This window comes from Streptomyces shenzhenensis (assembly GCF_003688995.1).
Taxonomy (GTDB): domain Bacteria; phylum Actinomycetota; class Actinomycetes; order Streptomycetales; family Streptomycetaceae; genus Streptomyces; species Streptomyces shenzhenensis_A.
Genome location: NZ_PENI01000004.1, coordinates 455517 through 464268 on the forward strand (window position 1 = coordinate 455517; position 8752 = coordinate 464268).

The 8752-nt window shown below is 69.0% G+C and carries 12 protein-coding genes and 1 pseudogene; 8 read left to right on the top strand and 5 right to left on the bottom strand.

The annotated features are described in order from the left end of the window. Nucleotides 1–96 precede the first annotated feature (96 nt). The 3 genes and pseudogenes from CTZ28_RS46900 to CTZ28_RS48125 all read left to right on the top strand — a co-directional run. The gene (locus tag CTZ28_RS46900; protein ID WP_183154323.1) at nucleotides 97–249 is read left to right on the top strand and encodes a hypothetical protein; all 153 of its coding nucleotides are present in this window, start codon (nucleotides 97–99) and stop codon (nucleotides 247–249) included. Continuing rightward, nucleotides 221–751, top strand: coding sequence for a DUF6879 family protein (locus tag CTZ28_RS09690; RefSeq protein ID WP_121888847.1), 531 nt, complete (start codon nucleotides 221–223; stop codon nucleotides 749–751). The genes CTZ28_RS46900 and CTZ28_RS09690 overlap by 29 nt, the downstream gene beginning before the upstream one ends. Nucleotides 752–772: 21 nt before the next feature. Next, nucleotides 773–913: pseudogene (locus CTZ28_RS48125) on the top strand (transcriptional regulator); the annotation flags it as partial. A gap of 93 nt (nucleotides 914–1006) precedes the next feature. On the opposite strand, the gene CTZ28_RS09700 reads toward CTZ28_RS48125, so the two are convergent. The 3 genes from CTZ28_RS09700 to CTZ28_RS09710 are packed head-to-tail and all read right to left on the bottom strand — an operon-like array spanning nucleotide 1007 to nucleotide 2303. Then, nucleotides 1007–1216, bottom strand: a complete 210-nt coding sequence (locus CTZ28_RS09700; protein ID WP_121888848.1) for a DUF397 domain-containing protein — start codon at nucleotides 1214–1216, stop codon at nucleotides 1007–1009. 41 nt (nucleotides 1217–1257) lie between these two features. Then, complete coding sequence (locus CTZ28_RS09705; protein ID WP_121888849.1) at nucleotides 1258–1467, bottom strand: DUF397 domain-containing protein; 210 nt, start codon at nucleotides 1465–1467, stop codon at nucleotides 1258–1260. Next, nucleotides 1464–2303, bottom strand: a complete 840-nt coding sequence (locus CTZ28_RS09710; protein WP_121888894.1) for a helix-turn-helix domain-containing protein — start codon at nucleotides 2301–2303, stop codon at nucleotides 1464–1466. The genes CTZ28_RS09705 and CTZ28_RS09710 overlap by 4 nt, the downstream gene beginning before the upstream one ends. Nucleotides 2304–2407: 104 nt before the next feature. Here CTZ28_RS09710 and CTZ28_RS09715 point away from each other — a divergent pair, with 104 nt between their 5' ends. From CTZ28_RS09715 to CTZ28_RS09725, 4 genes are all read left to right on the top strand, one after another. Then, entirely contained in the window at nucleotides 2408–2662 is a 255-nt protein-coding gene (locus tag CTZ28_RS09715) for a hypothetical protein (RefSeq protein ID WP_121888895.1), read from the top strand. A gap of 67 nt (nucleotides 2663–2729) precedes the next feature. After that, nucleotides 2730–3158: a hypothetical protein gene (locus CTZ28_RS09720; RefSeq protein WP_147481128.1), complete on the top strand. Its 429-nt coding sequence runs from the start codon at nucleotides 2730–2732 to the stop codon at nucleotides 3156–3158. 61 nt (nucleotides 3159–3219) lie between these two features. After that, on the top strand, nucleotides 3220–3396 hold the full coding sequence (locus CTZ28_RS46905) for a hypothetical protein (RefSeq protein ID WP_183154324.1): 177 nt from the start codon (nucleotides 3220–3222) through the stop codon (nucleotides 3394–3396). A gap of 145 nt (nucleotides 3397–3541) precedes the next feature. After that, nucleotides 3542–4084, top strand: a complete 543-nt coding sequence (locus tag CTZ28_RS09725) for a DUF4232 domain-containing protein (protein ID WP_121888851.1) — start codon at nucleotides 3542–3544, stop codon at nucleotides 4082–4084. A gap of 49 nt (nucleotides 4085–4133) precedes the next feature. Here CTZ28_RS09725 and CTZ28_RS09730 read toward each other — a convergent pair whose 3' ends face one another. Together CTZ28_RS09730 and CTZ28_RS09735 are read right to left on the bottom strand one after the other, a co-directional pair. Further along, a complete protein-coding gene (locus CTZ28_RS09730; RefSeq protein ID WP_121888852.1) occupies nucleotides 4134–5837 on the bottom strand; it encodes a DEAD/DEAH box helicase in 1704 nt (567 codons plus the stop codon). Nucleotides 5838–5924: 87 nt separating this feature from the next. Then, the gene (locus CTZ28_RS09735) at nucleotides 5925–6128 is read right to left on the bottom strand and encodes a cold-shock protein (RefSeq protein WP_121888853.1); all 204 of its coding nucleotides are present in this window, start codon (nucleotides 6126–6128) and stop codon (nucleotides 5925–5927) included. A 382-nt stretch (nucleotides 6129–6510) separates the two neighbouring features. On the opposite strand from CTZ28_RS09735, the gene CTZ28_RS09740 reads away from it, so the two are divergent. After that, the coding region (locus CTZ28_RS09740; RefSeq protein WP_220795316.1) for an SdrD B-like domain-containing protein at nucleotides 6511–8752 on the top strand (2242 nt) is incomplete at its 3' end.

Genomic DNA, 8752 nt, shown 5'->3' on the forward strand with positions numbered 1-8752 from the left:
GAGGACGACGCGCCGGAATTCCGGCATGCGGGGTGTGCGCCCAGCCCCTCGGCAGCAGCAGCGCCTGCCCGGCCTCAAGGTTGGTCGACAGCAGACGTGGCACTACGGTTCATCGGGGTCGACCCGAACACCGGCGACGACGAGAGCCTTACGGTCTGGGTAGAGCAGCAGAACCACGAACTCGTCTTCAGGATGGTGCACATGATCAGGGAGGCGTGCGATGCCGTCGAGCATCCCGACGTTCGCTGAACTGATCGCAGGCTGTACGCACTCGGCCGTGCACCTGGAGATGCGCGACGCCTACTCGGTCGACAACGAACGGCAGCGGTTCGAGGCGTGGCGCCAGGGCTTCCGCCATGACCCAGCCGACCGGGCATCCTGGTGGCGGCCATGGCTGGACCTGATCCAGGAGACTGTTGCCCGTGGCGTCGTCGTGCGGCGCGCCCGGGTTGTGTCCGAGCCCGTCAGCGAATACATCCGCTTCGAGCACTCCGGCACCTTCACCAACGTCGCGGCCGGCGAACAGGTGCGCTGGCTCCCACGCCGACGCGCATCCGACATCGCCCTGCCCGGCAACGACTTTTGGCTCTTCGACGGCCGCCTCATCCGGTGGAACCACTTCACCGGCGACGGCGGGTCGGCAGGCCAGGAACTCTCCGACGATCCCGCCGCGGTCAAGCTGTGCGCCGCCGCATTCGACGAGGTATGGGCCAGGGCCGTCCCGCACGAGCAGTACGAGATCGACCAGTAGGAAGCACCGGTAAGCCAGCCCATGCCCCTCTCCCCGTCCTCGTCCGCCCAGGCCGCGCGTGAGGCCGTCGCCGGACGGCTGCGTGACCTCCGTAGGGAAGCAGGACTGACGATCGTCGAGCTGGCGAACCGGTGCGGCTGGCAGCCCGCGGGTCATTCGCGGTGGTTGATCCTCAAGGCGATCGAAGGCCTGAGCTGAACCTGAGCACACGTGCTCGGCCCCACCCTCCCGCCGGGGGAGGACGAGGCCGAGGGCTCAGACGGTGCCGAACTGTCCGGTCTTGACCTCGGCCACGAATGCGGTGAACGTGTGGGCCGGGAGGTCCAGTACCGGGCCGTTCGGGTTCTTGGAGTCACGGACGGGGACCACGCCGCGGGAGGCGACGAGGTTGGTGGCGACCTCAATGCAGTTGCCGCCGTTGTCGCTGTAGGAGGACGTGATCCAACGCGGGGTTTCGGTCGTCACGGGGTGCCCTTTCGTCGCAGACGCCGCTTGGGGCGGCGCGCTCAGGCGGTGCCGAACTGCCCGATTTTAACGCCGGCCACGAAAGAGGAGAAGGCGTGGGCCGGGAGGTCCAGTACCGGGCCGTTCGGGTTCTTGGAGTCACGGACGGGGACCACGCCGCGGGAGGCGACGAGGTTGGCGGCGACCTCGACGCAGGCGCCGCCGTTGTTGCTGTACGAGGACGTGATCCAACGCGGGGTTTCGATACTCACGGGGTGCCCTTTCGCAACTGGCTGATCATGGCCACGCATTCCGCCTGGGAAGGTGCTTCGGCCTGTAGCTGATGGTAGGCCGTCAGCATGGGCAGTACGAACGTGCTTTCTCGTTCCAGGTGGCCCCGATGCGCCGACTCGGCGTACGACATGAGCGAGCGATCCGACAGGGTCAGCAGATATACCGGCAGGTCGAAGGGGCGGCGCTCTCCCATGTCGAACGGGGCGACCTGGAGCACCGTGTTCGGCAACTCGGCGAACTCGGCCAGAGCTGCCAGTTGCGCATCCCACACGGTGGGTTCGCCGATGGGGCGACGGAGACAGCTCTCGTCCAGCACCACGAAAACGAGGGGCGGTCGCTTCCGGGCCAGTGCGGCCTGCCGTTCCGCAACGATCGTGACCCGCTCGTGCGCCTGCTCAGGCGTGATCGCTCCGCGCTTGACGGCGCTGTCCGCCAACGCCGACGCGTACTCCGGTGTCTGTAACAGACCGGGAAGGACGCCCACTTCGTAGAGCCGGATCTCCACCGCCCGGCCCTCATGCCCGACGTACTCCGGGAAGCCCTCCAACAGGCTGCCGTGCCGGATCTCGCGCCACTGGCGTTCGAACGTGTCAGCGGTTCCGGCCGTGCCGAAGGCGGCGTCCGCCCTGCAAGCGAAGCGAAGAGTCGGCATCTTGCGACCAACTTCAACAGCCGAGACATGGACGCCGGAATATTCCATCAGCTCGCCCAAGTCCTCCTGCCTCCAGCCTCGCGCCTCCCGCATGCTGCGCACCCGTGCGCCGAAAGCCGCTTGCGGGCTGCTCTCGGGGTTCAGTTCTTTGCGGTTGACCACCCTGGACACCAACTCTCTGTTCCCGTCCGGCACGTTGAAGGCTTCCCAGAACTAGGTCACGCTGAACCCCCTTGGTAGTGGAATCACTACGGAGAGGAGTGGTCGTGTTCCGCAAGAATGACCCCACCGAGCGGCAGCAAACCCCACACCATCCGACCCCCGGCACGCTCATGGTGGACGCCGACCAACGGGTCGGAGAGTTCCGCGGGGAGTCGTGCGGACTCTGGTACCTGCGTCCCGTGACCGGCGGCACCGAGTGGACCGTCGACCCGGCGGAGACACAACTGGCAAGCCCCGAACAGCGCTTGCACGCCGAGACCGCGCGGGCCAACGCACGAAGCCGGGGCGAGCTGCTGTGACCGGTTCGGCCCGCCGCAGGTCCGGTTTCGGCAACGGGCCGTGCGTCGCGACGCCAGGGAGGTGACCGTGCGCCGCCCGACCCCGTCGGAGAGAGCCGCCGCACGGGAGGCGGCGCGAGCGGACAAGGTCACCATCATCGAGCGGTACCGGGCGCGTGAGCCGGTGAGCCGGATCGCCGACGCGTACGGCGTGACCTCTGGCTGGCTGGCGCTTCGGCTCGACGAATGGGGCGTTCCGCGCAGGCAGTACTACGAGGCGCACCTGCATCGCCGCCCGGCCCAGCGCGTGTTCCGCGGACGCGTACGGCGCCGGACTCGAGCCGAAGTACGCGCGGCGCAGGCCGAGTTCACCGACAGCCGCAGCAGCGTGATCACCCGCTACCGGGGCGGTGAATCCATCGCGTCCCTCGCCCGGTCGTTCAACGTCAGCCACGCATGGGTCGCGGAACGGCTGGACGAGTGGGGCGTTTCCCGCCGGGGCCAGTCCGCGGGGTGAGCGCGGCACGCGGCCCGTAGCCCTTTTACTTGCCAGCCTTCACATCCGCAGGAGTACACGCATGACCGGCAGAGCATCCGCAGAGGACGGGCCCGCACCCGTGGGCGTCACGCGCGTCTGCGCACGCTGCCTGCGCGAGACGACCGAGGCCGTGCTCGTCGAGTGGATCGACACCGGGAGCGGACCCGGGGTCGAGGTGTGGACGTGCCCGGAACACGTGAAGGGATACACCCCCTAGCGGGAGGGGGCTCCGTCGGGAGCCTCGCCGTCGGAAAAAGATCCTTCGGCGCACCGAACCTCCCCCGGGGATCGCCCATCTTCAGATGCGTAGGCGCGCACTGACCTCGCGCGCCGATTCGTATGCGAGGGGAACCCGAAATCTCATGAAGAGCAAGCTGACCGCCGTGGCCCTTGCGGCCGTCGTCGTCGCCGGCACCGCCGCCACCGCCGTCCCGGCCTCGGCCGCCGCCGGCAAGGCCGAGCCGACCCGCTGCCACACCGCCGACCTGAAGGCCGGCTTCGCCACGGGGGATGACGCGAAGCCGGAGATGGAGCAGACCACGGCGCAGACCCAGGCGTACATCTGGTTCACCAACCGGAGCAAGCGCACCTGCACCCTGTCCGGCTTCGCCGGTGTCGACATGATCGGCGCTCAGAAGACCGACGGCACCTGGTCGCTGGCGCGCTCCTCCAAGAAGCCCGTGAAGATGACCCTGGAGCAGGGGGACACCGTGGACTTCAGCGTCACCCTGCTCCCGGTGGCCAGGTCCACGCCGCAGAAGGAGAAGTTCGTTCCGGCGAAGTTCCTGGTCACCCCGCCGAACGAGACGAAGCACTTCACCCTGAAGTGGCCGTTCGGCGGCCAGATCCTCAAGCAGAACGGCGCCACCCACCCGGCCACCTACCTCAACCCGGTCGGGCTGTAACCGACCGGACAGCCGCCGATCTTCAGCGTCGGTGGCCCGCCGATGCTGCTCAGGTGGCAGAGGCGCGACGGCCGCCCCGGCGGTCGGAGCCGCGGCCGCCGGTACCGGCGGCGCCGCCCGTGGCACCGCCGGCCGCCGTCCGTCGGCCGGATCCGCGTGCGGCCTTGCCGGCGGGAGCGCCGGTCGCCGCACCGGCCGCGGACTGGCGGTCGGAGCCGCGGCCACCCGCTTCGCCGGATCCCGCCCGGCGGGCAGCACCGCGTCCGCCGGTCGCGGAGGTGCCGCCGGCGGCTGTCCCCCCGGCCCGCCGGTCGGAGTCCCGGCTCCCCGTCCTGGCGGCAGCGCCTGTCGCTGCCTTGGCACTGCCGCCGCTCCGGCGTCGGCGGCCGGACCGCCCGCCGGGCTCGGTGCCGGTCTTCCGGTCCGTGCGGGGCTTCGGCGGTGTCGCGGGCCGGGGGACCTCGATGGTCACGGCCACACCCGAAGGCTCGCGGGCGCCGGTGATGGTGGCCAGTTCCGCGTCGCTCGATGTGATGCGGGCCGTCCGGGGACGGATGCCCGCGTCCGACATGAGCCGGGTGACGTCCCGCTTCTGGTCGGGCAGGACCAGCGTGACCACGCTGCCGGAACCGCCGGCGCGGGCCGTGCGGCCGCCCCGGTGGAGATAGTCCTTGTGATCGGCCGGGGGATCGACGTTCACGACGAGGTCGAGGTCGTCGATGTGTATGCCCCGGGCCGCGACGTTCGTCGCCACCAGCGCGGTGACCTGGCCGTTCTTGAACTGTTCCAGGGTGCGGTTCCGCTGCGGCTGGGAGCGGCCCCCGTGCAGTGCCGCCGCGCGGACTCCGACGGCCAGCAGGCGCTTGGCGAGCCGGTCGGCCGACCTCTTGGTGTCGAGGAAGAGGATGACCCGGCCGTCACGGGCCGCGATGCGCGTCGTGACCGCCTTCTTGTCGGTCTCGTCCTGGAGGTGGAGCACATGATGCTCCATGGTGGTCACCGCCCCCGCCGACGGGTCGACGGAGTGCACCACGGGGTCGGTCAGGAACTGCTGCACCAGGCGGTCGATGGTGCGGTCCAGGGTGGCCGAGAAGAGCATGCGCTGACCGTCGGGCCGTACTTGCCGGATCAGCTTGGTGATCTGCGGCAGGAAGCCCATGTCGGTCATCTGGTCGGCTTCGTCCAGCACCGTGATGCGTACGTCGTCGAGCACGCAGTCCCCGCGTTCCACGAGGTCATTGAGCCTGCCGGGGCTCGCCACGACCACCTCGGCGCCGCGCCGGAGCGCACCGGCCTGCTTCGTGATGGACAGCCCGCCGACCACGGTGGCAAGGCGGAGGTTCACCGCCGTCGCGTAGGGGGTCAGCGCGTCCGTCACCTGCTGGGCGAGTTCACGGGTGGGCACCAGCACCAGGGCGAGGGGCGCCTTGGGCGCCGCGCGCAGTCCGGCCGTGCGGGCCAGCAGCGCAAGCCCGAAGGCGAGGGTCTTGCCGGAGCCGGTGCGCCCCCGGGCCAGCACGTCACGGCCGGCGAGCGAGTTGGGCAGGGTGGCTGCCTGGATGGGGAAGGGGGTGGTCACGCCCTGCGCGGTGAGGGTCTCCAGCAGCCCCGCGGGCATGGCCAGATCGGCGAAGTCCTCGACGGCGGGAAGTGCGGGTGTCGTGCTTTCCGGCAGCCGGAATTCCCTCGGCGACGACGCGGACGGTGGGCGTGCCGAGGCGCGCCGGTTCGGCTTCTGGGGTCTGCGGGGCATGCAGTGATCTGCCTTCCTGAAAACAGCACAAACCGGGGTCTGCACCATGACGGTGCGGACCCCGGTCAGCGGATACGCGTCCGGCGATCAGGCGGGGACGATGTTCTCCGCCTGCGGGCCCTTCTGGCCCTGCGTGACCTCGAAGGTGACCCGCTGGCCTTCCTGGAGCTCACGGAAGCCCTGGGTCGCGATGTTCGAGTAGTGAGCGAAGACGTCGGGGCCGCCGCCGTCCTGCTCGATGAACCCGAAGCCCTTTTCGGCGTTGAACCACTTCACGGTTCCCTGTGCCATGTCCTTCTCCTTCTGTAGGCAGAGGCCCCATCCGGAGATGCCGGTAAAACGAATAATGCGCCTGAAGGAGAAACATTCCCGTCAGGCGCACATAGGTTCATGGGTACCACAACTGCAACGCGGAGAGCGTAGCACAGGTGGATCTCGAACCGGCCGTCGGCCACTCCCAACGGGAGACCGAGAACGATCACTTCGCGATCCGGACCCACCGCCGGACCGAGGAACTCGCCCGTTCGGCTCACGTGCTCGTCATGTGAGGGAACTGTGAAGATTCTTACAAGCGCGTCTCGGCTCGCGAGCAGTCTCGCTCCGGACGCAGACCCATTGGTGGAGACAGGAATCGTTAGTGGAACAGCGGCAGCGCCGGCGATGGTCCGGCGGGATGTCCTTGGCCTTGTCCACCGCGTTATCGGCGTCGCTCGCGGCGACCGGGATCGTCTCCGCGGTGTCGCCCGCGGCGGCTGACTCCGGGGACGGCAACGCGACCGTCCGCGTCGTGCGGGAGGTGAACGCGAACGGGAAGTGGGACCAGGTGCTGGAGCCCGGCATGGCCGGGGTCACGGTGGTGCTGACCGACGACGCGGGTCGGTCGATCACCGGCACCACGCAGGCGGACGGCACGGTGAAGCTGACCCCGGGCAACAGCCTGGGCGGCGGCAAGTACCGCATCGAGGTGAAGAACCCCGACAAGGGTGTGCTCTTTCCCGGGTTCGCCTCGCTCAGGAGCGATCTGATCGATCCGACGGTGCTGTCGTCGAACGTGGAGTTCGTGGACCTGTCGGGCGGCAAGAACGTGGAGATCACGACCTCGTTCTGGAGCCCGGAGGACTACTGCCAGAAGAACGCGCCCCTGGTCGCCGCCTGTGAGAACCCGAGCATTCCGCCGCCGGACCCGACGCCGCAGAGCCGGCGCACCCTGACGCAGCTCCCGTTCAACGCCCGCGGCGTCCAGATGCCGTCCGACGCTCCGCCCAACCCTGATCAGTCGAAGGCGCTGGCCACGGAGGCCGACACCGGCACGGTGTGGGGCCTGGGCTACAACAAGGTGAACAAGAACGTCTTCTCCGCCGCCTACGCCAAGCGGGGCTCGGACTACGGCCCGGGCGGCGCCGGCGCGATCTATGTGACCCAGCCCAACGGGCAGACCCGAGTGTGGGCCACGGTCCCCAACGCCGGCGCCACCCAGCACCAGCCGGACGTCAACATGGACCTGGCGTTCAACTCGGTGGTGGGCAAGCAGTCCCTGGGCGACCTCGACGTCAGTTCGGACGGCAAGGACCTGTACGTCATCAACCTGCACGACCGCAGGCTCTACCGCTACGACGCCACACAGCCGACGGCCGCCAAGGAGAAGGCGTCCTACCCGATCAAGGACCCGGGCTGCTCCGCGCCGGGCGACTGGCGCCCCCGCGGTCTGGGCATCCAGGACGGCAAGGTGTACGTCGGCGGTGTGTGCACGGCCGAGTCCACCGGCAACCGGGCCGACCTGCGGGCCGTCGTATGGGAATTCGACCCGACCACGGGCCAGTTCACCAACACCGTCATGGACCAGGCACTGAGCGACTACCGGCGCGGCGGATACGACGGCATCCCCTGCGTCGGCAATACGTGGTACGCGTGGACCAGCGGCCGGCCCGCGAACCAGGTCGACTTCGACGGCGTCAACCATGCCTGCGGCACGGGTGCCATCCAGAACCCGGAGCCCGAGTTCGACGACATCGTCTTCGAGACCAACGGCGACATGGTCCTCGCGCTCGGTGACCGCTTCCCCGACCGTGCCGGCTGGGCCCTGCCCGACTTCCCCGGCTTCCCCGCAACCACCGCGCTCAACGGCGGTGACCTCAACCGGGCCTGCCGCGGCGGCAACCACATGTTCGTCCTGGACACCCACGGCGGCTGTGCCAACCACGCCACCGAGGCCAACAACGGCGGCTACCAGGACCCGAGGGTCCAGGAGTTCTACCCCGGTGAGTGGGGGGCCTTCGGCAACCACCAGGAGGTCAGCCAGGGTGGTCTGGCCCTGTCCAAGGTGGAGACGGTCATGCCCTTCACCGCCATGGACCCCCTCTTCACCCCGAACGACTGGTGGACGGGCCACGGGCTGATCTGGGTCGACCGCCAGGACGGCACCCGGCTCGCGGACCCCGACGGTGACGGGGTCGACAACGGCGGCGCCTACCTGAACAACGGGTTCGGCAAGGCTCGCGGCATCGGCGACCTCGAAGTCCTCTGTGACGAGGCGCCGTTGCAGATCGGTAACCGGGTCTGGAAGGACACGGACGAGGACGGTATCCAGGACCCCGGTGAGGAGCCGGTGGTGGGTGCCACGGTGAACCTGTATGACGCCGATGGCAAGAAGATCGGTACGGCGGTCACCAACGAGCGGGGTGAGTACTACTTCGACTCCACCGTGACCAAGAACGTCAAGCCGGAGGATCTGCAGTACGGCAAGACGTACACCATCAAGATGGACAACCCGGCCGACTACCAGGCCGGCGGGGTGCTGGACGGCTGGAAGCCGACCCGTCCGAACCAGGGTGACAACGACCAGGTCGACTCCAGTGGTGAGACGTCGGGCAACCCGTTCCCGGCCGTCGAGGTCACCCCGAAGGGTGCCGGTCAGA